Raw genomic sequence first — 23598 nt, 5'->3', positions numbered from 1 at the left:
CTTAATTCGACCCCGATGACGTACTGCTGCCTGAGCTTGAGCCAGAGCTATTTCCGGACGCACCGCTATTGCGCGAAGAACCCTCAATCTGATCAGGGGTCTGCAATGGGAAGTCATTAAGCTGCCGCCATAATTCATAATAAACCGGCACTTCTTTCAGCAGCACCCAACCACGCGCATTGGCACCAAGCCTGACAAACGGTTCTTTGGGCCAGCCTTCCACGCTTGCATCTTCTTCAACAATGACGCGGAACAGGCCGTTGGCAGAACTTGCCAGATCAACCGACTGAACTTTGCCATCGAACAGACCTTTGGCAATGCTGGGCCAGCCGGAAAACTGGATGGCAGGCCAGCCTTCAAATTGTAGCTTCACTGGATTGCCTGGCTCGATCAAAGCAACATCGCGGCCGTCAATATAAACTTCAACCACACGTTTTGCTTCCGTTGGCGCAAAGGTGGCAACCACTTGGCCCTGACTTACTAAAGTCGCCTTGGCACCGCCTGAAATACGTTGGATAACACCGTCGCGTGGCGCTCTTACCGTTTGGACAGACTGGCGACTCAGATTAACCTCAATCTGGTTAAGCGAAGCGCGGGCTTCGGATAAACGGGCTTGCATTTCCGCGACGCGGATGCGCGACTGTTCATAATCCCGCCGCGAACCCAAACCTTCACGAAATAGTGTTTCGCTCCGGCTGACATCAAGCTGAGCAATGGCCATGGCGCTTTGTGCCGCGCTGATCTGTGCTTGAACTTGTGCCTTTTCGGCCGCCAGTCGTTCCAGCAAATTGGGATCATTATCCGCCAACAGAACAATCGGGTCGCCCTCTTTGACCTGTTGGCCATCGGTCACATACCATTGTTCAATACGCCCAGAGACAAAGGCCGTGACATTCTGCACGCGGTCCTGCGGGTTGAGAGCGATGACCTGTCCAGTGCCGCTAGCGGTTTGCACCCAAGGCACGACATAGACAAAGATGCCGCATGCCACCATTGCGAAGATAATCATGCCCATTAGGGTCCATTGCGCTTTGGGTAAGCGGATGGTGTGCAGCGTCTTAAAATGCGCCTTATGTTCATCATCAATATGACTATCACTATAATGCATCATTGATTACTCCCTGATGCAGGCCGCTCGGAAGAGCCGGGCAGACCATCATTAACGCTGTTGAGTGCATAGTGCATGAACTCACCATGGTCATTGGTGATGATTTGCTTGTTTTTGCCCAGCCACAAATATGCATTGTCGCCAAATTGTGCGTTACGGAAAGAGAAGTAGATAATGCTGCTGCCCTTGCTGGCCAAATTGTCAGTAATGCGGGTCAGCATTTCCGGGTCCAGCATGTCAAATAATGGGCTAAGCACCAGCAAATTGGGTTCTTTGCACAAAGCACTGGCCAGTTTTAGCTGCATAACCTCTGCAAAAGACAGCGGCCAGCCACTTGCTGATAGGACAGTGTCCAGCCCGTCGCGCAGACAGGTTACCCGCTCGCCTAAACCTACTTGGTCAATCAGCTCCAGCATCTTTGAAGACGGCATGTTAGGGCTGGCAAGACCCAGATATTCGCGGATTGTTGTCTCGACAATATTCGCACGGTCAAGCACGATGACTTCGCTACGCAGAGAGAAGGTGTCTTTTACCGACACGTCTTCACCGCCCAATGTTATCATGCCAGAACTTGGCAGAATATGCCGCTTCAGAGCATGAGTGAACAGCCGCTTGGTGGGTGTATCCTCGCCGCGCGCAATAAGTTTGCTGCCAGCAGGAATGGTGAAATCAAAATGCGCTTTGATATCGTCATGTTCCAGATCAACGCGCCGCAATCTCAGCGCGCCATCATGGCTTGGGCTGTTGCCGGAATCCACATCGTGGCCGGTTTCTTCCTGTTCAACCTCAGCAACGATCAGACCAATTTCTTCTGATGCGGCAACCAGATCATAAGTGGTATCGAGATAGGCACCAATTTGACCAAGACCAAAAAAGGCCGCCGAAAGAATAAGCTCCGCCGCAACCAATTGGCCGATTGATAGCGATTCCTGAATAACCAGCCAGCCACCCAGAGCGAGCAATGTCGCGCTTGCAAAGGCATAGAGCAGCAAAAAGGCTATTGTCTGGGCATAGCTATAGCGGAAATGCAAGCGCCGTGCGGCGATATAGTCTTTGGTCACATCCTCTGATTTATCCATCGCATAGCCGACATGGCGGTGTGATTTATAAAAGCCATTTGATGTGCCAACATTCTCCAGCCAGCGCGCCGCTTCATATTTTTTGTGACTTAGTGCCAGGCCCGAACGGATGGCTCCGCGGGTCAGTGTGACCAAAATTAAAAAACTGAGCAGCACAACAATCATATTGAAGGCCAGAAAGAAGGGGTGATAAAAACTCGTTACCGCAAAGCCCACACCGGCCTGTAAGATGATGGTGAACAGGCCGATGAGCAGTGACGGCACAGCTTTTTGCACTGTGACCACATCAAAATAGCGGTTAAACAGATCTTCTTGACGCGCATCTTGAAAGAATGGGTTGCGCGCATATATGGCCTTTAAGGTTATATCGGCAACCATACGGGCATAAAAGCGCCGTGCGAAAATCTCCATCACATGGACCCGCAGCGCACTGAGCAAGACCGCGATAAGCAGCAGGAAGAGCAAAGCCCCTGCCAGTGTGAATAGGGGCGTGACCAATGCTGTATTGGCAACAGAATTGATGAGCATCTGCACAGAAATGGGCGTTGCCAGCGACAATATACTAACGCCAATGCCATAAATAATAGCGACGATGAAAAAAGGTCGCTCAGGACGCAATAATTCCATCATCCAGCGCAGGGCCTCACGCGCGCCCATTTGCTGTTTCCCAGCGCTTGCCATATCTTATCCCTTTGTGGCCCGCATATTTGCGGCACTTTGACAGTCTCTAATTACCTAGCTCACCCTTCAACGTCCCATAAGGTGTTAGGTTTCATATAAAGCAAGTTGGTAAGGCAATAGAAAACTTCTATCGAATTTATCAATATCGTTGGTCGAACCTTATAGAGTGAGTTGAGTCTCTAAGGTTCTTAGATTCAAAATAGTCTATAAGAATGGTGTTTGCAGCCGCGACAGACCTATGGTGCGAATACGCTCCGCCAGTTGGCGATAATCATCCTCATTGGCTGATCCGCGTCGCCACGCCATGGCAATACTGCGTTTTGCCGACCAGGATTTGGGTGTCAGCCGTGTGACCATGTTTTCGCCTGTACTTTCTGAACGGAGATAAAATTCCGGCATAATGGCCAGGCCAATGCCTGAACCCACCATCTGGCGGAGACTGTCCAGGCTGGTGCCTTCATAATCGCGCATGATACGGGCATCGAGCGAGGCGCATATGCGTTCAACCTGCCGGTAAAAATGATGGCGCGGATCAAGCGTTAAAAACCCTATCTTTGCCATATCTTCATTGGTCAGATCATTTTTGCTGGCCAGCTCATGATCGGGCGGGGCAATGATGTGCAGCGGCTCCTGAAATAACGGTTCAACATGCAGCATGGTGCCATCAATGGGCAATGGCCCTAGCAGGACATCAATAACACCGCTGCTCAGTTCCTCCGCTTGATCGGAGGGAATGCCTTCACGAATATATAATTTTAATTCGGGCATTTCAGAGTGCAGCTTGGCAATGATGTCCGGCATCAAATAGGGGCCGAGTGTAGGACTAACCCCAAAGCGTACTGTCCCAATAGTGCCTTCAGATGCTCTTTTGGCAAGGGCCTGCATATCCTGAACCGCCACCAATATGTCGCGGCTACGCTCCGCTATGATGCGGCCAACAGGTGTCATCTGTACGCCATTGCTCTGGCGCTCCACCAATTTTACTTTCAGCCTATCTTCTAAAGTTTTTAGCTGCTGGCTCAATGTGGGTTGGGAAACATTGCAACGCTGCGCAGCACGGCCAAAATGCTTCACATCAGCCACAGCCACCAGATATTCCATTTGCCGAATAGATGTCATCTATATTTGTCCGATAATTATTTTAATCCCACAGCAGAGATATAATAGAAAATATCAATCGCAAGAGCTTGTGGTGGGAAATATCTTTTAGGGCCGTTGGTTCTGTTTCCTTCGCAACAGGAAATTAAATGCTTTTATGTCCAAATAATCATGAAAATTTGTTGGTCCTCTCTCGACTGTCATGACATATATGGTTAGAGAATCTTTTTGTGATCGTTCACAATTTTATCAAACAAGGTAATTGAGACATGAAAGACACCATGGGCTGTTCGGCATTGCTGCTGTTTGGTGCAACTGGCGATCTGGCGCGGCGCAAATTGCTGCCTTCGCTTTATGCTTTGCATGAAGATGGTCTGATCAGTGAGAATTTGCGCATTATCGGAACAGCACGAAGCGATATGGATGATGCCGCTTACACCGAAATGGCACGTGCTGCTTTGGCCGAATTCTTGCCAGAAGATCGCAAAAATGATGAAGCCCTGGAGAGCTTCTTGGAGCGTATAGCCTATCAGCCGCTTGATGCGTCCAGCATAGAAGGGTTTCAGGCTCTTGCCGACAAATTGGGCGATGTTTCCGGCGGCCTTGCCATCTTCCTGTCTACAGCACCTTTTTTGTTCGAACCGACGATCAAAGGTCTGGACAGTGCCGGCCTGACCGGAAGCCATGTGCGCATTGGTCTGGAAAAGCCATTGGGCAATGATCTGGAAAGTTCCGCTGCGATCAATGATGCAGTGGCTAGCGTGTTTAGTGAAAGCCAGATTTTCCGCATTGACCATTATCTAGGCAAGGAAACCGTTCAGAATCTGATGGCTCTGCGCTTTGCCAATATGATGTTTGAGCCCTTATGGAATGCGCAGGCTATTGATCATGTGCAGATCACAGTGTCTGAGACTGTCGGACTGGAGGGGCGTCACGGCTTTTATAATGATACCGGGGCACTGCGCGATATGGTTCAGAACCATATTTTGCAGCTTGTCGCGCTGACAGCGATGGAGCCACCAGCCAATCTGGACGCGGCCTCTGTGCGTGACGAGAAGGTGAAAGTACTGCGTTCATTGCGGCCAGTGCGCGGCTCTGAAATGGTGCGCGGCCAATATGGCAGCGGCGCGATCGATAGCAACAGTGTGGACAGCTATGCCGCCGATCTGGGTGAGGTGAGTGACACGGAAACCTATGTTGCGATCAAGGCGCATATTGATAATTGGCGATGGAACGGTGTGCCTTTTTATCTGCGCACGGGCAAAAGGCTGGCTGAACGGCGCAGTGAAATTGTCATCCAGTTCAAAAATGTGCCGCACAATATTTTTGCAGAGCGTGACGGTCGGCTCAATGCCAACCGGCTGGTGATCCGCTTGCAGCCAGAAGAATATGTGCGCTTGCAGGTCATGGCGAAACAGCCCGGGATGGACCGTGAAGGCGTTGTGCTGCGTGAAGTTCCGCTCGACCTGTCACTCACTCAGGCCTTTGCCAAGGCACGGCGGCGTATCGCTTATGAACGTTTGTTACTCGACCTTATTGATGGTGACCCCACTTTGTTTGTCCGCCGTGATGAGGTGGAGGCACAGTGGCGCTGGATCGATGATATTCGCGCGAAATGGGCTGCATCGAACGAAGCTCCCAAAAGCTATGGTTCCGGCAGTTGGGGACCAAGTGCAGGCATAGCTTTGACTGAACGCGACGGGGTAAGCTGGAATGAATGATCGCGTCCAGTTCGCGCCGCGCGCTGATATCGACGCCATTGCCGATCATGTTGGTGCTGTGATTGAAGGCGGGGAAAGCAAAACCATCTGTGTGCCGGGTGGTAGTACGCCTTTCCCGATATTCGATACTTTGGGACGGCGAGATCTGGATTGGAGCGGCGTTACGCTGCTGCCCAATGATGACCGTGTTGTACCCCATGACCATATAGCCAGCAATGTGGGCCGGTTAATGACTTCTCTGGGCAATAGCGGCGCGTCCATCATTCCCTTAGAAGAGGGCATGGCTGCCCCTGATTTTGATCTGGTGTGGCTGGGCATGGGCGCTGATGGTCATGTCGCATCTTTGTTCCCCAACACCAACCCGGGCATGAATGCGCCGTCCAAAGTGATCCGTCTGACCCCTGATCCTCTGCCGCCAGAGGCACCTTTTGACCGGCTAAGCTGGACAATGCCTGCATTGGTGAACAGCAAGGCGATGATGCTGGTCATTAAAGGCGCGGAAAAACGCGCCGTGCTAGACGCTGCATTGGCGGGCGAAAATGATCTGCCCATTGCCCGTTTGTTGCGCGCTTTGGCGTGCCCGATGACAATTTTCTGGAGTGAAGAATGAGCCTGCATCCGGTTATAGAAGAGGTTACGCAGCGGATTATAGAGCGGTCTAAACCGGGCCGCGCTGCCTATCTGGAGATGATCGCCCGCGCGCGCGATGAAGGCGTGCATCGCCCCAATCTGTCCTGCGGCAATTTGGCGCATGGCTTTGCGGCCAGCGGTGATGACAAGCCCAATATTCGCGGTGGTAAGGCGATGAATATCGGCATTGTTACCGCCTATAATGATATGCTGTCTGCGCATCAGCCCTACGGCCGCTACCCCGAACAGATAAAAATTTTCGCGCGCGAAAAGGGCGCGACTGCGCAGGTCGCAGGCGGTGTTCCCGCCATGTGTGATGGCGTGACACAGGGCCAGCCGGGCATGGAATTGTCTTTGTTCAGCCGTGATGTCATTGCCATGGCAACAACTATCGGCCTGAGCCACGGCATGTTTGAAGGCGCGGTGTTGCTGGGCATTTGTGACAAGATTGTGCCCGGCCTGTTAATCGGCGCATTGCGCTTCGGGCATTTGCCAACTATTTTAATCCCCGCCGGGCCCATGCCATCAGGATTGGCAAATAAAGAAAAGATCCGCGTTCGCCAGCTTTATGCAGAGGGCAAAGTGGGCCGCGAGGAATTGCTGGAGGCAGAAAGCGCATCTTATCACGGTGCGGGCACATGCACCTTTTTTGGCACGGCCAATTCCAACCAGATGATGATGGAAATGATGGGCCTGCATATGCCTGGCTCCAGCTTCGTTAATCCGGGGCAAAAATTGCGGCAGGAGCTGACACGCTCCGCAGTGCACCGCGTCACCGAAATTGGCTGGATGGACGGCGATGATCAGGCGCAGGAAGATTATCGCCCGCTCGGTGAATGTATTGATGAAAAGGCGATAGTGAATGCAGTTGTCGGCCTTTTGGCGACGGGCGGCTCTACCAATCATGTTATCCATGTTCCGGCTATTGCGCGGGCGGCGGGGATTATTATTGATTGGGATGATATGGACGCACTATCCAAAGCGGTGCCTTTGATTGCCAGCATCTACCCTAATGGTTCGGGCGATGTGAACTATTTTGCAGCCGCTGGCGGTATGCCCTTTGTGATCCGCGAATTGCTGGGTGCCGGGCTGGCGCATGATGATATTCGCACCGTCTATGGCAAAAGCCTTTCCGACGGCGCACGCGAACCGGAACTGGATGAGAAGGGCCAAGTCCATTATGCACCCATTTCTGGCAAAAGCGCTGATGAGACGATGCTGCGTCCAGCCGCTGCGCCGTTTCAGGCAGAGGGCGGTATGCGTTTGCTAAAGGGCAATCTGGGCCGCGCGACAATTAAAGTCAGCGCCGTGGCGCAGGAACGCTGGACCATAGAAGCGCCTGCGCGGATATTCTCTGCTCAAGAAGATGTGGTCACGGCGTTTAAGGCGGGTGAGCTGGATGGTGACGCGGTTATTGTCGTGCGCTTTCAGGGACCAGCGGCCAATGGCATGCCCGAATTGCACAAACTCACCCCGTCGCTGGGCGTGTTGCAGGATCGCGGGCATAAGATCGCCTTTGTTACAGACGGCCGCATGTCAGGCGCCAGTGGTAAGGTTCCTGCCGCTATTCATGTCTCACCAGAGGCCTATCATGGTGGCCCGCTCGCCAAATTGCGCGATGGCGATATGGTGCGTGTTTGCGCACATGATGGTACGCTGGAAGCATTGGTGGACAGTGCTGAATGGGATGCGCGCGACAATGTAGCGGCTCCGCAGCAAGCGGCCGGCGTAGGGCGTGAACTGTTTGCCATGATGCGTATTCATAGCGATGAAGCAGAGCGTGGCGGTTCTGCCATGCTGGCTAGCGCCGGACTATAATTGCAGGAAGAGACAAAGATCATGTCTGAAAATCTTCATGAGATTGTGGTGGCGGATATTGGCGGCACCCATGCTCGCTTCGCCATTGCGCAAATGCAGGGCAGCATGCTGAAAGCATTGACGCATCAGCGTACATTGCGCACAGCCGACCATGCCAGTCTGCAAATTGCATGGGAGGATTATGCGCGGCAGATAGACCGGCCATTACCAAGCGACGGCGCGATTGCAGCGGCAGCGCGCGTTGATGGTGACGTTATGACCTTCACCAATAGCAGTTGGATGCTGCGCCCATCGCAAGTTTCGGAAAAACTCGGTTTAGAGCGGTTTACACTGGTCAATGATTTCGGTGCTGTTGCTTATGCCGCCGCGCAGGCTGGACCGAATATGTTGGCGCATATTTGCGGGCCAGAAGATTGCGACCCGCAGCAGGATGGTGTGGTCAGCATTATCGGGCCGGGCACAGGGCTGGGCGTTTCCTATCTGTTGTGGCGCGGCGGGCAATATTTCGTCACAGAAACAGAAGGCGGTCATATTGATTTTGCGCCGCATGATGCGGTGGAAGACCGGATTTTGGGAGCGCTACGCAAAAATCATGGACGTGGTTCTGCCGAACGCATGGTTGCAGGGCCGGCACTGAAAACCATTTATAAGGTGCTGGCTGAGATTGAGAATAGTCCTGCCAAGACATTGGATGATAAAGCGTTATGGACGCTGGCACTTTCCGGTGAAGACAGTTTGGCGAATGCCGCTTTTGACCGTTATTGCCTCTGCTTAGGCGGTGTTGCGGGCGATTTGGCACTGGCGCATGGCGCGCATATGGTGGTTTTGGCGGGCGGTCTTGGTGCACGCATTGGCAGCAAATTTGATCAATCAGGTTTTCGCGAGCGCTTTATCGCCAAAGGGCGTTTTCTATCCTTGATGCAGGGGATTAGCGTTAAGCGTTTGGTGTCTGAAGAACCTGGACTAACAGGTGCAGCCGCCGCCTTTGTCCAGCGCTACCCTGCCTAATAGCGGCTGACAGACCAGGCCTTATTTAACAGATTTTATTCGGCTTATCGCAAAGATGGCGAAGACAGCGAGTGATGCAGACAGGGTCAACAGATTGATGATCACTTGATTGGGCAGGCTATTGCTGCTCAATATCAGCGCTAGCGCGGGTGTGATGATAGCGGGCAATGTATTTGTAAGGTTCATATAGCCCATGATCCGCGCCCGTTTTGGCGAATGCGCAATTATTTGCGTGACAAGCGCTGTATCTATGGTCTGAAACGCCGCTATTGCTGCGCTGAACAGAGTGAAGGCGAATAGAACAAATGGCCAGCTGGGAATATATGCCAGCACCGCCAAAGCCAGTGCAATAGATGCAGCCGTGCCATAGAGAAATGGCCGCCTTACCCCAATATGGTCCGATATATAGCCTGCACCCAGACCAGCGGTAATGCCGAACGGGATGGCGAGGATGTTGAGAATTCCGACGCCCTGATCGACTGTTTCATCGGGAAAGATTGCCGCATAGCCGACAATATCTTGCAGATAATATACGATATATCCAAACAGCATCGCGCCTGAAAATTGTATAAAGAAACGCGAAACCCACGCCCAGCGCAGATCCGGCATATGCACAGGGTCTGCGTCTTCGGAAACTGGCAATGCCGTGATGGGTTGGTCGTTTTGCAACGCTGGCGGTATCTTGCCCAGCCGCGCGAGCCATAATAAAGGCAAGACCATAAGCAGCAATAGCACAGCTATAGCAGATAGCCTTGCCGCTTCGGTATCAAAGATTGTGAGCGCCAAAACCGCGACAATAAGGCTGGCCATCGGCACACCCAGGTTCAGATATGCAGCAACACGCCCCTTATTCTGGTCAGGGATATAATCAGTAAGCAAGGCCGCCATGGGAGCGTAAAGCAGATTTAGGCTTAGCTGGAAGATGATGATGGCTATAATCAGGCTGACCCAGTCATTGGCGCGCCAAAATATGTAGAAAGACAAGATGGTCACTATCAGGCCAATGAATATCTGCCCAAAGCGATGTCCTTGCCGCTGAAAAACCCTATCACTCAGCCAGCCAGCAATGATGTTGCCAATGCTGGCCATTAGACCACCGACGCACAAAATAATGCTGAGCAACACCAGCTTATTGTCTGGGGCGATGGCATTGACTTTTATCGGTAGGATTAGGGTCAATAACGGTATGAAGACCATGACCACGCCGATATTGGCACAGGCATATAACGCGATGAAACGCCGCAAATCTGGCGACGCATGGTTGGCATTCATTTTGGTGCCGGACCAGTGGTCTGGCGGACAATAAGTTGAAAGGGCAGGGTGATTTCTTTCCCTGTTTGCGCACTCGCCCCGTTCTGGATCAATTCCTTCGCGGCGGTTTTTGCCATGGCAGCAATAGGCTGGCGAATAGCGGTTAAAGGCGGCACACTGAAACGTACGCCGGGTGTATCATCAAAACTGATAATAGATAGCTGGTCAGGCACGGATATATCGCGCTTTGCTGCTTCATGCAGAACAGCAAATGCCATTTCATCATTGCTGGCAATTACGGCAGTGGGCCTGTCATCCATAGTGAACAGTGTGTTCGCCGCTTTAGCGCCTGAAACAAAGCTAAAGTCTCCAGGTTGCTCCCATGCGGGATGAATCTCGGCATTGGCCTGCTTCATGGCTGCGCGATATCCATCAAGCCTGCAAGAGGACGCCAGATAATCCGGACTACCAGAGATGAACGCCACTTTGCGATGATTCATTTCCAAAAGATGCTGGGTAGCCGCAAATGCTGCTGCTTCATCATCCATAATGACATTGACGCCATCGGTTTTGCCGATTGACCCCATGCGCGCATAAGGTGTGCCATTGGCGTCCAGCAAATCTGCCAAATCCTGATTCTCACTATGAGGAGGGGTTAGGATGACGCCATCTGGCCGCAGAGACGAGATTGCGGTTGCCAATTGTTTGGATGCTGCGGGTTGCTCTGTATCAACCAATTCAAAGACCAGCCGATAACCATGGTCTTCACTTTCCATCATGCCGCCATAGAGCATCTGGTCGACCCAGTCATTGCCGCGCCCAACTGCCCAATTGTCTAAAGTGCGTGCGCGGTCATTAATGGCCAATATCAAATAAGAGCGACTGCCGCCCATACGACGCGCAGCAATATTGGGAACATAGCCTAGCTCGTCTATTGCGCTGCGGACTTTCTCACGCACAGCGGTTTTGACATTGGGCGAGTCGTTAATCACGCGGGATACCGTCTGGTAAGACACACCAGCTACGGAAGCTACATCCTTAATCGTTATAGATTTTTTGCGCGAACTGCGTTGCAAAACTCACACCCTAATCTGCATATTCTAAGGCTATAACACATAAGAAATATGTGTCTTTTGCGCCGCACTATGGCAGCGCATATCGCCAAAATCTTGATATAGCATAGCGTAAATCACGCAAAAGACTAGCAAAATTGTGAACGTTCACTTTTTTGTTGTGAACGTTCACATGCAGTGTCTATCTAGATAGTGAGTGATTCGACGAAAAATCACCACAAAAGGGGATGTTTATATGAAGGTACTTAGCCTTGCGCTAATGGGCAGCGTCGCGTCTGTCGCACTTATTCAACCAGCATTTGCACAAGAGGCTGCTCCGGCACCTCAGGAAAGTCAGGAAGAGGTTGCTGACAACGACGATGATCAAATCATCGTTACTGCAGAACGCAGAGAGCAAAACTTACAAGATTTCGCAGGCACTGTTTCTACCTTCACTGGTGAGGAGCTGCGTGCCATTGGTGTTCAGAATATCACTGACCTTCAAGGCAATGTCCCTGGCCTTTCAGTGGCCAATAATCAGGGTAATATTGAAGTTTTCATTCGCGGTATCGGCAGTACCAACAATACTGAAATCGGTGATCCGGCAGCGGCTTTCCACTTTGATGGTGTCGTTATTCCCCGTCCACGCGGTATTGGTTCAGCTTTTTATGACATTGCCCGTGTTGAGGTAAATACTGGCCCACAAGGAACAATCCGCGGCCGTAACGCAACGGCAGGTTCGATTAACGCCATCACTATCAAGCCAGGCCTTGGTATCTTTGATGGGTCGGTTGAAGCCGAATATGGCAATTTCAACCATAAATCACTGCGCGGTTCACTGAACATCCCATTGGCGGATAATGTGGCTGTACGCTTTGCAGGCCTCTATCTCGACCATGATAGCTATTATGACAATGTCGGCCCGGTTCAGGGCATTGACGTTGCCGAAGCTGAAGAAAATCTGGCAGGCCGTGCCCAGCTTTATTGGGAGCCTACTGACCGTTTATCCATCTTGGTGGCTGGTGAATATATCAGTGAAACAGGAACAGGCTATACTGGCACCAACTTCGCATTGCCTTTGGGCGTAGCCGAAGATTTGTCGGAAATTGAAGGTCGTGAAGTACCATTGAGTGAGATCGGTATCGGTAATCCGCGTGATGTTATTGCGCGTGGTATTACACCTGTTCAGGATACAGATCATTGGGGCATCAGCACCAATATCAAATATGAAGGCGAAGGCTTTAACATCGAATTTATCAGCAGCTATCGTGACGTTGTTTATGATTACATCGCAACAACGCCGTTAAGCCCTGATTTCCCGGGCGTTATTGATCGCTTGTCGGGCATCCCATTGGATGGTTCGCCGCCGCAGATTGATCCTGCCGTTGTTTTGGAAGAGTCGCTTGATAACTTCTCGCGCTTCCAATCAATTACGGATTCCCGTTCATTCTTTAACGAACTTCGCGTTTTCAATAATGAAGGGCCCTTTATCTGGAGTGTTGGCGCATCTTATTTCCGTGAAGACCAATTTGCATTTCTGGCATCAACAGGTGACCGTGATACCTTTTTTCAGGGCATTGAGTTTAACACCACAGTTGATACTGACTCTTATGCTGCTTATGCAGATGCCACCTATGAGGTATCAGATAACCTGCGGTTTACAGCGGGTATCCGTTATACAGATGATAGCAAGAGAAGAACAGGTGTGGCGGCACGCTATGGTCTTGCTCTTGGCGGCGCTGGCTTCAGCTGTTGCTTAGGTGTCCGTGTTGGCACCGAAGGTTTTGAATTTGCTGGACGTGATCGCACTATATTTAATCCAGATACGGACGGTGACGGCAATATTAGCGATCAAGAAGTGTTTGCCTTTCATGCTAATGGTATCGCTCAATTTGGTGCGCGTGACAATATTGATGAGATCTTCGATTTTGGCCCATTTGGCGGCGATCCTAACTTTGTTGAAGGACGCCCAGAATGTATCGAAACCAATAGCAGTGATGACTTGTTCTGTGATCCGAACACCGGTCAATTCTTGTTCGGCGTACCTTTTGGCGGCCAAATCTTCCAACAGGATGGTCGCTTCCAGGATGATTTTGTCGATTGGCGCTTGCGCGCAGAATATGATGTAACTCCAGACAATCTGCTCTATTTCTTGGTGGCGAATGGTCATAAATCAGGTGGTTTTAATGACAATCTTGGCGATCTGGGTGTCGCACCAACATTCGATACTGAGCAAGTCATTCTGTATGAATTTGGTTCTAAGAACGAGTTCAACATCGGTAATGTCGGTGTTCGTTTAAACGGTACCTTATTCTATAATGACTATAGTGACCAAGTCTTTACGTCACTGCTATCAGTTGCGCAGGCTGTTGAATTTGAGAACAATTTTGGAGCGGGGGATGTAATCCTACCAGATGGTACAAACCAGGCATTGGTGGTGTCATTCAGCTTTAATGCTGCCGATTCTGAAATTTACGGTGCTCAACTTGAAGGCGGGTTTGATCTGCCGGAAAATATCAGCCTTGATTTCAGTGTATTGTGGCTGGAAGCACGGATTAAAAATGCTGAAGACATTCAGGATTTCCGTTTCCAGGCCGATGTTGCACCTGATGACGCAGTATTCCGCCCGATTAACGGCCGCCGCCTGCCGCGTACTCCGCGTTGGCAGCTGAATGCGAAATTCTCACAAGTTATCGAATTGCCCGAAGGTCAGCTCGATTATGTGATTTCCGGCGGCTATCGTTCGTCACAATTCCATACGATTTTCAACAGCCTGGAATTTGATGCGGATGGCAATGCTACAGAAGTGTCCAATGGTCGTTTGCTTGACCGTATTGGCGGATATTTCACATTGGATATTGGTGCTGGTTATACCATTGATGACGACGGCAAATATCGCTTCGAAGTCTATGCCAACAATGTCACCAACACGATCAACGAAGCTGCGATTATTATCACGCAATTTGATAATACCCGCTTCTTCACGCGCCCACGCACTTATGGCGCACGCTTCCGCGCGAAATTCTAATCGCGCTTATGTGAACAGGGGCGCCCGGCACACAGGTTTTTGAAGTCATGCTTCATCCTGTGTGCCGGCAAATATCGCCTTGTTCAAACCAGCGATGATAGATTTGGTAGTGACCTTGATCAGGAGCAACTTATGCGAAACCTTGCCTCGACTCTTTCATTAGTGGCGCTCGGCACTGCAATGCTTTGGGGCGCAGTCGCAGCGGCGCAAGACTTAGAAACACAGCCGCCATCGAATGATGCACTATTAGCGCAGCCAGAGAATGTTGTGGGTGAGACTGTACCAACAACCATACCGGCGGGTTTTGAGCTGGTCTGGTCAGATGAATTTTCCACGCCTGGCCTGCCTGACAAAACCAAATGGGAATATGATGTCTTTCGCAATACCGAGGGTTGGTTCAACAATGAGAAGCAATATTATTCTGCTGATCGCATGGAGAATGCGCGTGTTGAAAATGGCAATCTGATCATAGAGGCACGCGAAGAAACGCTTAGCGCAGCGGACTATCCTGATTGGGGCAAGCAGGAATATACCTCGGCGCGTCTGATCACCAAAGGTCTGGGTGATTGGACTTACGGCTTTTTTGAGATACGTGCCAAACTGCCCTGTGGTGTAGGTACTTGGCCTGCTATCTGGATGTTGCCATCTGCTGATATTGAATGGCCTAAGGGCGGCGAAATAGATATTATGGAACATGTCGGTTTCGAACCAGGCGTGATCCATCACTCTGTGCATACATCGGCTTATAATTTCGGCCGGGGTACACAAAAAACCACCAAGCGGACAATTGAAGATGCGTGTGATGTCATGCACAAATATCAGCTTTTATGGATGCCGGAATTTCTGCTCTTCGGTATCGATGATAAGCCAAATTTCCTTTACAAAAAAGACAGCAACAAAGCGAGCAAATGGCCTTTTGACAAACCCCAGCATTTGTTGCTCAACATAGCTGTTGGTGGTTCATGGGGCGGGCAAAAAGGGGTTAAGGCTTCAGCATTTCCGGCCCAGATGGAAATTGACTATGTCCGCGTATATCAGGCCAAGACAAAAGCTGTAGCGGATACAAAAGAGCAGACCCAAATATCTGGCGCAACGCAATCGACCAATCAGGGAGCAACCCAATGACAACCCAGTCTCGCGCGGCGGTTTACCTTGTTGCTTGCCTATCGCTTTTCGTGACAGGCTGCTCGTCGCTTTTCACGGAAACATTGTCACCTGCTGAACAGGCAATTGAAGACCAAGCTACAGATATTCTTGCCAAAATGACGTTGGAAGAGAAAGTCGGCCAAGTCATACAAGCTGATATTGCTTCTGTCTCTGTAGAGGATATCAAAAAATATAATCTGGGTTCGGTTTTGAACGGCGGAAACTCTGCGCCGGGTGGCGGTAAGACGGCTGACCCCGATGCATGGATTGCACTGGCCGACCAATATTGGGATGCGTCTACAGATACGTCCGATGGCGGTGTCGGCATTCCCTTATTATGGGGCACAGATGCTGTTCACGGCCATAATAATTTGCAAACGGCGACCATCTTTCCGCATAATATAGGGCTTGGTGCTGCCAATGACCCTGATCTTATCGGTCGCATCGCTGCGGTTACAGCAAAAGAAATCCGGGCAACAGGTCTGGATTGGACCTTCGCGCCGACCTTGGCGGTTGCACAAGATGACCGCTGGGGCCGCACCTATGAAAGCTATTCAGAAAATCCGGATATCGTAGCTGCCTATTCGGGCGCGATGGTAGCCGGCCTGCAAGGTGAACCACAATCAGACGGGTTTTTGCAAGGTGATAAAGTGATCGCTACTGCGAAGCATTTTGTCGGGGATGGCGGCACGCAGCTTGGCATCGACAAAGGTGATACCATTGGTGATCTTGATGCTTTGTTGAAACTGCATGGTGCAGGCTATGGCCCGGCCATTGCCAATGATGTGCAAGTGGTCATGGCGAGCTTCTCCAGTGTGAACGGCACAAAAATGCACGGCTATAAAGAGCTGCTGACCGACATATTACGCGGGGAGATGGGTTTTAAAGGTTTTGTGATTGGCGACTGGAATGGCCATGCGGAAATTCCCGGTTGTACGGCCACGGATTGTGTCGCGTCACTGGATGCAGGCGTGGACATGTATATGGCACCTGATAGCTGGCGTGATCTTTACAAAAACCTGCTGACCGCTGCCAATAATGGTACGCTTGATATTGCGCGACTTGATGAAGCTGTGAAGCGTATCTTGCGTGTAAAAATCCGTTCTGGATTGCTTGACGGCAAGAAACCATCACAGCGTACAACCAGCAACTCGGATTTCCTCGGTACAGATGAACATCGTGCGATTGCGCGTGAAGCTGTACGCAAATCGCTGGTTCTGTTGAAAAACAATAATAGCCTATTACCGCTCAACCCCAGCCAGAATATTCTGGTCGCGGGCAGTGGTGCGGATAGCGTGCAACAGCAGACCGGCGGCTGGACTCTGAATTGGCAAGGCGATGGCAACAGCAATGATGAATTTGGCGCCGCGCAGAGCATTTTTGCTGGCATAAATGAGGCGGTGAAAGCTGGTGGCGGAACAGCGACATTGTCGGTTGATGGTAGTTTTTCAAAGCGTCCTGATGCCGCAATCATCGTGTTTGGTGAACAGCCTTATGCGGAATATCGCGGTGACCGTAGCGATCTGGTTTATGAAAAATCAGATGGTGAAGATCTGGCGCTTTTGCAGTCCTTTACATCACAAAATATCCCTGTTGTGGCTGTCTTCCTCTCAGGCCGCCCAATGTGGGTAAATCAGCATATCAATGCGTCTGATGCCTTTGTTGCCGCATGGTTACCCGGCACAGAAGGCGGCGGCGTGGCGGACGTTATTGTTGCTGATGCTGAGGGCAACGCGCGGCATGACTTTACGGGCAAATTATCTTTCTCTTGGCCAAAATTGGGCGACGGCGCACCAGTGAATGGCCCTGATGCTGAAGGCGCTTTATTCTCTCTGGGCTATGGCCTGACATATAAGGCGCACAAAGAAGTCGCCACATTGTCAGAAGATGCCGGTATTGATTTGGCGGATAATTTTGATGGTGACATTTTGGAACGCGGCGATGCGGCTGCTGGATTGAGCCTGTATCTCGGGGATAGTTCAAATGCTAATATTCCTGCGCCTGCTCTTGTCAGCGCAAGCATAAGCGGCGCGGTGAAGACCCGCGGTATTGACTATAAAGCACAGGAAGATGCGCGCGAAATCATCTGGTCGGGCGCAACCGAAGGGCAATTTAGTGTACGCTCCAACCGTGTGGTCGACTTGGCCGATGCAGGTATAGATGGCCCGATAGACCTTATCATCGAATGGAAGGTCGAGGAGGCAGCAGATGGGCGTTATCACATCGCGCTGGGCTGCGGAGAGGGCTGCGGCGGAGAAGTGAATGCCTCTAACATTGTTAAAACGGCCAAAGGCAAGGGCTGGACATCGGCGCAGATCCCATTGACCTGTTTCGCTGAGGCTGGTTTTGATCCATCAAAAACGAAAATGCCTTTTGTTTTCAAGACGGCAAGTGTAGCACGTATTGCTATCCACTCTGTAAAATTGGTGGCCAGCAAATCGGCATCAGCGGATTGTACGAGATATATGCAATAGCTTAGCGGCATTTACAGGGGCTTTGTGTGATAATGGTGATGATAATATGGGGAATATGACGTGAACCTGACAACAATCGATCTTATCATCATTGCGCTTTACGCATTCAGTCTTTTCAGCATCGCCTTGTGGGTATCGCGTGAGCCTGCTGGCGGCAGCAAAAACACTGAAGATTATTTTCTGGCTGGCCGTTCTTTGCCGTGGTGGGCGATTGGTGCATCGCTGATCGCGTCTAATATTTCTGCTGAACAGATTATCGGCCAATCGGGGCAGGGCTATGTCGTTGGCATGGCGATTGCCGCTTATGAATGGCAGGCCGCAATTGTGTTGATTGTGGTGGCCAAATGGTTCTTGCCCATCTTTCTGAAACGCAAAATCTACACCATGCCGCAATTCCTTGATCAGCGTTATGGCAGCGGCGTCAAAACCATGATGTCTTTTTACTGGATCATTTTGTACACGGCGGTCAATCTAACCACAGTATTGTGGCTTGGCGGCTTGGCGGTGTCATCGCTCACCGGCTGGTCGATCATGATATCCATGTCTGCGCTGGCGGCCTTTGCCTTGCTCTATTCGGTATATGGTGGTCTGAAAGCGGTTGCGCTGACCGATATCATTCAAGTGGTTATTCTTATTCTGGGCGGCGTGGCGATTACATGGATCGCGCTGGATCAGGTGGGCGGCGCTGATGGCGGTGCGTGGGCCGGGTTGACCCGGCTTTATGACGAAATGCCCGGCCATTTCACCATGATCCTTGATAAAAGCCACCCGTCTTATGATGACTTGCCGGGCATATGGACCTTGCTTGGCGGCCTTTGGGTGCTTCACTTCTCTTATTGGGGTTTCAATCAATATATTATTCAACGTGCCCTTGGTGCAGAATCGCTGGCTGAGGCGCAAAAAGGCTTGGCCTTTGCTGCGTTTCTGAAACTGCTTATTCCACTAATCGTGGTGATACCGGGTATCGCCGCTGTGGTGCTGGCGCAGCAAGGCGCGATTGATGGCGGCGCGCTCGCTGCAAAGTCTGACAATACGTATAGCGAGCTCATGAAGCTGGCCCCTGCTGGTCTGCGCGGGCTGGTTTTTGCAGCATTGATCGCGGCGATTGTCTCCTCATTGGCATCGATGATGAATTCCATCTCGACCATTTTCACCATGGACATTTATAAAGGCTGGGCATCAGGCCGAAGCGAGAAACATTATGTCACGGTGGGCCGGGTAACAACATTTGTTGCCCTTGGCTTAGCGTTGATTTTGGCCAAACCGTTTATCGGTGGCTTTGCAAGCGGTTTTCAGACGGTGCAGGAATATTCAGGCTTTATTGCGCCGGGTATTGTGGTGGTCTTTCTGCTCGGGTTCTTCTGGAGTAAGACAACGGCCATTGGCGCTTTCGGTGCGCTCATTGGTTCCATTGTCTTTAATGTTGCACTGAAATTCGGTGCGCCAGATATACCTTTCATTATCCGGGTATGGATTGTGTTTATCGCCTGTCTGGCAACAGCTGTTCTGCTGTCACTATCTGTAACACATCAGCAGGAAGAGGGTGAAGATCGCGGGGCTGTTCAGCTCAATGATATCAGCTTCTCCACCAATGGATTGTTCAATATTATGTCCGTAATGGTCGCAGCAATATTGATCGGCCTATATGTCTATCTCTGGTAGGTTCGCTCAGGTTTTAGGACAATAAATCTGCACCGCTGCTGGGCGTTGCTGCGATCATCAAGGGTTTAGCGCCTTTGGGTGTTTGGTAATGCGTTTCGACGTGCTGCATGATGCTGGGCAGCAGGGACTGGGGCATGATGGCCACGACGCACCCGCCAAAGCCGCCGCCGGTCATACGCGCGCCGCCATGTTTGCCAATAGCCTGTTGCAGCAATGCAACCAGTGCATCGACCTTTGGCGTCGTGATTGCAAAATCATCGCGCATGGAAAGATGCGATTGCCCCATCAGCTCACCCAATTGCTGATGGTTGCCATCTTTAAAGGCTTGAGCAGCGGCAAGGGTGCGCGCATTTTCTGTCACCACATGGCGCGCTCGGCGAAAGGCAATATCGGGGATCTTGTTTTGTGCGGCCTCTAATTGTTCAATATTGATGTCGCGCAAGGCAGGCACATTCATTGCCTTGGCCACATTCTCGCATTGCTCTCGCCGTTCATTATAGGCGCTGTCCGCCAATTCACGTTCAACGCCTGAATGCACAATCAACACTGACAGATCATTCGGCATGGTGACGGGTGTTGTTTCTAATGATCGGCAATCGATCATCAAAGCTGCACCTGCTTCGGCGCGAGCAGAGACAAGCTGATCCATGATGCCGCAAGCGGTGCCGACAAACGCATTTTCCGATTGCTGCGCTATAAGTGCATGGTCTGTCGCAGTAAGCGTGTTTTGGCCGCTAACATGCGCAAGCGCTACCGATAGCCCGACGCCAAGTGAAGCAGATGATGACAGGCCTGCACCCGCAGGAACATCACCAGCAATGGCGACATTGATACCGGAAAGTGCAAGGCCGCGCTGGCGGTAACTATGGGCAATGCCGCGAATATGGGCCGACCATGATATTTGCGGATTAGGGACTATTGCATCATCCAGCGCGAAGCTGTCAACCTGCCCATCAAAGTCTGCGGCGACCGCGCAAAACTGACTGTCATCACGCGGGGCGATGGCGAGATAGGTGCCATATTGAATGGCCATAGGCAGAACAAAGCCGTCATTATAATCAGTATGCTCACCGATCAGATTAACCCGGCCAGGGGCAAAAATAATGGCGCTCGGCGCCCGACCAAATTGCGCTTCAAATGCCGCAATGGCACGGTCTTTTGTGTTCATGTGTGATGCCATTATAACTCTCGATAATGGGTGTCGCTGAGTGCAGCCAAGCGCGCGGCGGCTTGTTCTGCGGTCATGTCGCGCTGTTGCTCGGCCAAGGCTTCATACCCTGCCTTGAATTTGCGCACTGATGCAGAGCGTAGCAAGGGCGGATAATAATGGGCATGCAATTGCCAATGCGCAGTGTCGTCCATTCCAAAAGGTGCGCCGTGCCAGCCCATTAAATAGGGGAAGCTGCACTGAAACAAGTTGTCATAGCGTACCGTCAATATCTTCATGGCCTGTGCCAATGACACCTGTTGAGAGGGCGACAGATCAACGATGCGGGCAACGGAAAATTTGGGTAGCAACAGCGTTTCAAACGGCCAATCCGCCCAAAAGGGAACGAGTATAAGCCAGTCGTCATTTTCCCACACGGCGCGTTCTGAACCGCTTTCTTTTGCGGCGAGGTCAAGCAGCATGTTGCTGCCGTTTTTGGTCCAATAATCGGCCTGTGTCCGGTCTTCGGTGGCAATTTCCTGCGGGCAGTAATCCGTGGCCCAGATTTGCCCGTGCGGATGCGGGTTGGAGCTGCCTAGCAACTCACCCTTAGTCTCAAAAAGCTGTACATTGCGATATTTTGCGCCCAATTCACGGCTTTGCGCCATCCATTCCGTGATGACGTTCCCAATTTCTTTGGGCGAACATTGGGCCAGCGTCTTTCCATGATCGGGAGAGAAACACATAACACGCGCTTCGCCCCGGGCACCTTCGGCTCGTAATAATGGGTCACTGCCTTGAGGCTCGGGCGTGTCGGGCAACAGTGCGGCAAAATCATTGGCAAAGACGTAGACGCCGTCATAATCAGGATTGCGCGCACCATTGATCCGTTCATTACCGGCGCACAGATAACAATGCGGATCATGGGCGGGTGGCTGGCTAAGGTCGGGCGCATCCTCTTTGCCCTGCCATGGACGTTTTGCGCGATGCGGAGAGACGAGCAACCATTCATCACGCAGCGGATTATAGCGCCGATGCGGCTGATCAGACAAAACGGAATCCATTGTCATTGCATATGGTCCATTATTGTGTTGCGGCCAATTCACTGGCCCGTAACGCACGGCCTTTAGCACTAAAGATAAAGACTGCTTTATTGCCAAATACCAGACGATTTACAGCCAAAGAGACCAGAACTGCGGTGAAGAGAACAAAGACCATCACATCAATATAGTGAAGCCAGTCCAGCCCCAAATAGCGATAAAAAGTCTGATCATTCCATAGGGCATTGGGTTTATAGAGTATGAAATTGTGGAAGGCGTAAATGGCCACACCGTAGATCAGGCCCACAACCGCTGCTCGCGCATCCATATTGCGGAAGAGCAGGGCGGCGATAAAGGCGGAGAGGATTGGCATGGACAGCAGCCCGTTCAACTCTTGCAACGTGTTGATGATGCTTTCCTGCCCCGCATAGATCGGCACCAACATGATGGAGGCCAGCATGGCAATAACCCCAACAATACGGTTTAATACACGGATATTGACATTGGGGTTGATGTATTTGCGGTGAAAATCAACCGACCATAATGTGATGGTCGCGTTCATAACCGCCGAATAGGAGGTGAGCACGGCGGCTGCTATCATGGCCGCAAACATGCCGCTGGTCCAATCAGGCAGTACTTGTGCGACCAATTTGCCATAAGCGTCATCATTGACATCGCCAAATAGCTGAAAGGCGATCACACCCGGTACAACAACAATGGGCGGCACGATCAAAATGCGCACAATAGCCGCAGCAATTATGCCCTTTTGCGCCTCTTTTACATTGGGTGCAGCCAGCGCCTTTTGCGTGATATTCTGATTGGTTGACCAATAGAATATTTGAATGAAAATCATGCCAGTAAACAGTGTGTGGAAAGGGATAGGAGAATCCCAACTACCGATCATGGAAAGCCGCTCGGCAGGGACATTGCTGCTCATATCAAAACCAACGGCTTGTAGGGCCAGAAAAACAACAACCAGTGCGAGCGCCAAAATGCCAATGCCGCTATATGTATCCAGCACAGCAACAGCGCGTAGTCCGCCCAAAATGGCATAAGCGGCCCCCGCCACGGCAAAAATGGCCGCGATAGTTAATACCGATATATCTAGGCCCAGAACGGGCTGCATGAACTTCGCGCCGGAGAAGATAACCGCAGGCAGATAGATGAAGATATTGCCGATCAGAAACAGGCCCGAAATAACCGTGCGAATGCTGCCGCCATCAAAGCGTTTCTCCAACAATTCTGTAATTGTTGTGCATTTGTTGCGGTAATAAATGGGCACAAAGATAAAGGCCAGCATCATCAGACCAGCAAAACCGGCAATCTCCCACCAAGCAAGCAAGAGCATCTGATTACCGTTCATGCCCACCAATTGGTCAGTGGAAAGGTTGGTCAGGGTGATGGCGCCAGCGACGAAAAACCAGCTCAGTCCGCCGCCCGCAAGGAAGATGTCCTTATCTGCACCGCCGCTAGTCTTGGCCGAAGCTACTTTGCGCCAGGTAAAATAGGCAACCAACAGCATCAGGCCAAAAAATACTGTTAACTGTGTCACCGATCCGCTTGATTGCAGCACGGGCCTCTCCCCTTTTTTATCATTATTGTTGTCAATTGACGATTTGGCAGTTGTTTGTTTTTCTTAGCCAGACCAACCTTTA

Annotated in this window: 16 protein-coding genes; 8 read left to right on the top strand and 8 right to left on the bottom strand. The window is 51.2% G+C overall.

All coding sequences use genetic code 11. From position 1 onward, the window contains the following. Nucleotide 1: 1 nt before the first annotated feature. From ACR9YC_RS10870 to ACR9YC_RS10860, 3 genes are all read right to left on the bottom strand, one after another. A complete protein-coding gene (locus tag ACR9YC_RS10870; protein WP_438727517.1) occupies nucleotides 2-1111 on the bottom strand; it encodes an HlyD family secretion protein in 1110 nt (369 codons plus the stop codon). Then, complete coding sequence (locus ACR9YC_RS10865) at nucleotides 1108-2868, bottom strand: ABC transporter ATP-binding protein (RefSeq protein ID WP_438727514.1); 1761 nt, start codon at nucleotides 2866-2868, stop codon at nucleotides 1108-1110. Before ACR9YC_RS10865 ends, ACR9YC_RS10870 begins: the two co-directional genes overlap by 4 nt. Before the next feature lie 204 nt (nucleotides 2869-3072). Further along, nucleotides 3073-3987 carry a hydrogen peroxide-inducible genes activator gene (locus ACR9YC_RS10860; RefSeq protein WP_438727511.1) on the bottom strand — a complete coding sequence of 305 codons (915 nt, stop codon included), beginning with the start codon at nucleotides 3985-3987 and terminating at the stop codon, nucleotides 3073-3075. A gap of 248 nt (nucleotides 3988-4235) precedes the next feature. Here ACR9YC_RS10860 and zwf point away from each other — a divergent pair, with 248 nt between their 5' ends. From zwf to ACR9YC_RS10840, 4 genes are read left to right on the top strand one after another with little or no spacing between them, the layout of a single operon-like run. Next, nucleotides 4236-5687 (top strand): glucose-6-phosphate dehydrogenase, encoded by a 1452-nt coding sequence (gene zwf / locus ACR9YC_RS10855; RefSeq protein ID WP_438727508.1) that lies wholly within the window; start codon nucleotides 4236-4238, stop codon nucleotides 5685-5687. After that, entirely contained in the window at nucleotides 5680-6297 is a 618-nt protein-coding gene (locus ACR9YC_RS10850) for a 6-phosphogluconolactonase (RefSeq protein WP_438727505.1), read from the top strand. The genes zwf and ACR9YC_RS10850 overlap by 8 nt, the downstream gene beginning before the upstream one ends. Beyond that, entirely contained in the window at nucleotides 6294-8135 is a 1842-nt protein-coding gene (edd, locus tag ACR9YC_RS10845) for a phosphogluconate dehydratase (RefSeq protein ID WP_438727502.1), read from the top strand. The genes ACR9YC_RS10850 and edd overlap by 4 nt, the downstream gene beginning before the upstream one ends. A gap of 21 nt (nucleotides 8136-8156) precedes the next feature. After that, a complete protein-coding gene (locus ACR9YC_RS10840) occupies nucleotides 8157-9143 on the top strand; it encodes an ROK family protein (RefSeq protein ID WP_438727500.1) in 987 nt (328 codons plus the stop codon). A 21-nt stretch (nucleotides 9144-9164) separates the two neighbouring features. On the opposite strand, the gene ACR9YC_RS10835 is transcribed toward ACR9YC_RS10840, so the two are convergent. Further along, on the bottom strand, nucleotides 9165-10415 hold the full coding sequence (locus ACR9YC_RS10835; RefSeq protein ID WP_438727497.1) for an MFS transporter: 1251 nt from the start codon (nucleotides 10413-10415) through the stop codon (nucleotides 9165-9167). Beyond that, nucleotides 10412-11470 carry a LacI family DNA-binding transcriptional regulator gene (locus ACR9YC_RS10830; protein WP_438727494.1) on the bottom strand — a complete coding sequence of 353 codons (1059 nt, stop codon included), beginning with the start codon at nucleotides 11468-11470 and terminating at the stop codon, nucleotides 10412-10414. The genes ACR9YC_RS10835 and ACR9YC_RS10830 overlap by 4 nt, the downstream gene beginning before the upstream one ends. Nucleotides 11471-11702: 232 nt before the next feature. Between ACR9YC_RS10830 and ACR9YC_RS10825 the strand changes: the two genes are divergently transcribed. The 4 genes from ACR9YC_RS10825 (at nucleotide 11703) to ACR9YC_RS10810 (ending at nucleotide 19756) form a co-directional block, all read left to right on the top strand. Continuing rightward, nucleotides 11703-14474, top strand: a complete 2772-nt coding sequence (locus ACR9YC_RS10825; RefSeq protein ID WP_438727491.1) for a TonB-dependent receptor — start codon at nucleotides 11703-11705, stop codon at nucleotides 14472-14474. Between the two features lie 132 nt (nucleotides 14475-14606). Continuing rightward, the gene (locus ACR9YC_RS10820; RefSeq protein WP_438727488.1) at nucleotides 14607-15599 is read left to right on the top strand and encodes a glycoside hydrolase family 16 protein; all 993 of its coding nucleotides are present in this window, start codon (nucleotides 14607-14609) and stop codon (nucleotides 15597-15599) included. Next, a complete protein-coding gene (locus ACR9YC_RS10815; RefSeq protein ID WP_438727486.1) occupies nucleotides 15596-18094 on the top strand; it encodes a glycoside hydrolase family 3 N-terminal domain-containing protein in 2499 nt (832 codons plus the stop codon). Before ACR9YC_RS10820 ends, ACR9YC_RS10815 begins: the two co-directional genes overlap by 4 nt. Before the next feature lie 60 nt (nucleotides 18095-18154). Next, nucleotides 18155-19756 carry a sodium/sugar symporter gene (locus ACR9YC_RS10810; RefSeq protein WP_438727483.1) on the top strand — a complete coding sequence of 534 codons (1602 nt, stop codon included), beginning with the start codon at nucleotides 18155-18157 and terminating at the stop codon, nucleotides 19754-19756. A gap of 13 nt (nucleotides 19757-19769) precedes the next feature. Here the strand turns inward: ACR9YC_RS10810 and galK are convergent, their stop codons facing one another. The 3 genes from galK to ACR9YC_RS10795 are packed head-to-tail and all read right to left on the bottom strand — an operon-like array spanning nucleotide 19770 to nucleotide 23516. Beyond that, the gene (galK, locus tag ACR9YC_RS10805) at nucleotides 19770-20924 is read right to left on the bottom strand and encodes a galactokinase (protein WP_438727480.1); all 1155 of its coding nucleotides are present in this window, start codon (nucleotides 20922-20924) and stop codon (nucleotides 19770-19772) included. Nucleotides 20925-20935: 11 nt separating this feature from the next. Next, on the bottom strand, nucleotides 20936-21973 hold the full coding sequence (locus ACR9YC_RS10800; RefSeq protein ID WP_438727477.1) for a UDP-glucose--hexose-1-phosphate uridylyltransferase: 1038 nt from the start codon (nucleotides 21971-21973) through the stop codon (nucleotides 20936-20938). Between the two features lie 13 nt (nucleotides 21974-21986). Continuing rightward, a complete protein-coding gene (locus ACR9YC_RS10795) occupies nucleotides 21987-23516 on the bottom strand; it encodes a sodium:solute symporter family transporter (protein WP_438727474.1) in 1530 nt (509 codons plus the stop codon). Between the last annotated feature and the right edge of the window lie 82 nt (nucleotides 23517-23598).

Origin of the sequence: Parasphingorhabdus sp. DH2-15 (assembly GCF_051668705.1) — a bacterium.
In the GTDB taxonomy this organism is placed as follows: Bacteria; Pseudomonadota; Alphaproteobacteria; order Sphingomonadales; family Sphingomonadaceae; genus Alterisphingorhabdus.
This window is presented reverse-complemented; position numbering and strand designations above follow the sequence as displayed.

Bases quoted from the DNA above. Each gene is read 5' to 3' on its own strand.
- ACR9YC_RS10870 (WP_438727517.1), bottom strand. From the start codon at position 1,111: ATGATGCATTATAGTGATAGTCATATTGATGATGAACATAAGGCGCAT.
- ACR9YC_RS10865 (WP_438727514.1), bottom strand. From the start codon at position 2,868: ATGGCAAGCGCTGGGAAACAGCAAATGGGCGCGCGTGAGGCCCTGCGC.
- ACR9YC_RS10860 (WP_438727511.1), bottom strand. From the start codon at position 3,987: ATGACATCTATTCGGCAAATGGAATATCTGGTGGCTGTGGCTGATGTG.
- zwf (WP_438727508.1), top strand. From the start codon at position 4,236: ATGAAAGACACCATGGGCTGTTCGGCATTGCTGCTGTTTGGTGCAACT.
- ACR9YC_RS10850 (WP_438727505.1), top strand. From the start codon at position 5,680: ATGAATGATCGCGTCCAGTTCGCGCCGCGCGCTGATATCGACGCCATT.
- edd (WP_438727502.1), top strand. From the start codon at position 6,294: ATGAGCCTGCATCCGGTTATAGAAGAGGTTACGCAGCGGATTATAGAG.
- ACR9YC_RS10840 (WP_438727500.1), top strand. From the start codon at position 8,157: ATGTCTGAAAATCTTCATGAGATTGTGGTGGCGGATATTGGCGGCACC.
- ACR9YC_RS10835 (WP_438727497.1), bottom strand. From the start codon at position 10,415: ATGAATGCCAACCATGCGTCGCCAGATTTGCGGCGTTTCATCGCGTTA.
- ACR9YC_RS10825 (WP_438727491.1), top strand. From the start codon at position 11,703: ATGAAGGTACTTAGCCTTGCGCTAATGGGCAGCGTCGCGTCTGTCGCA.
- ACR9YC_RS10820 (WP_438727488.1), top strand. From the start codon at position 14,607: ATGCGAAACCTTGCCTCGACTCTTTCATTAGTGGCGCTCGGCACTGCA.
- ACR9YC_RS10815 (WP_438727486.1), top strand. From the start codon at position 15,596: ATGACAACCCAGTCTCGCGCGGCGGTTTACCTTGTTGCTTGCCTATCG.
- galK (WP_438727480.1), bottom strand. From the start codon at position 20,924: ATGAACACAAAAGACCGTGCCATTGCGGCATTTGAAGCGCAATTTGGT.
- ACR9YC_RS10800 (WP_438727477.1), bottom strand. From the start codon at position 21,973: ATGACAATGGATTCCGTTTTGTCTGATCAGCCGCATCGGCGCTATAAT.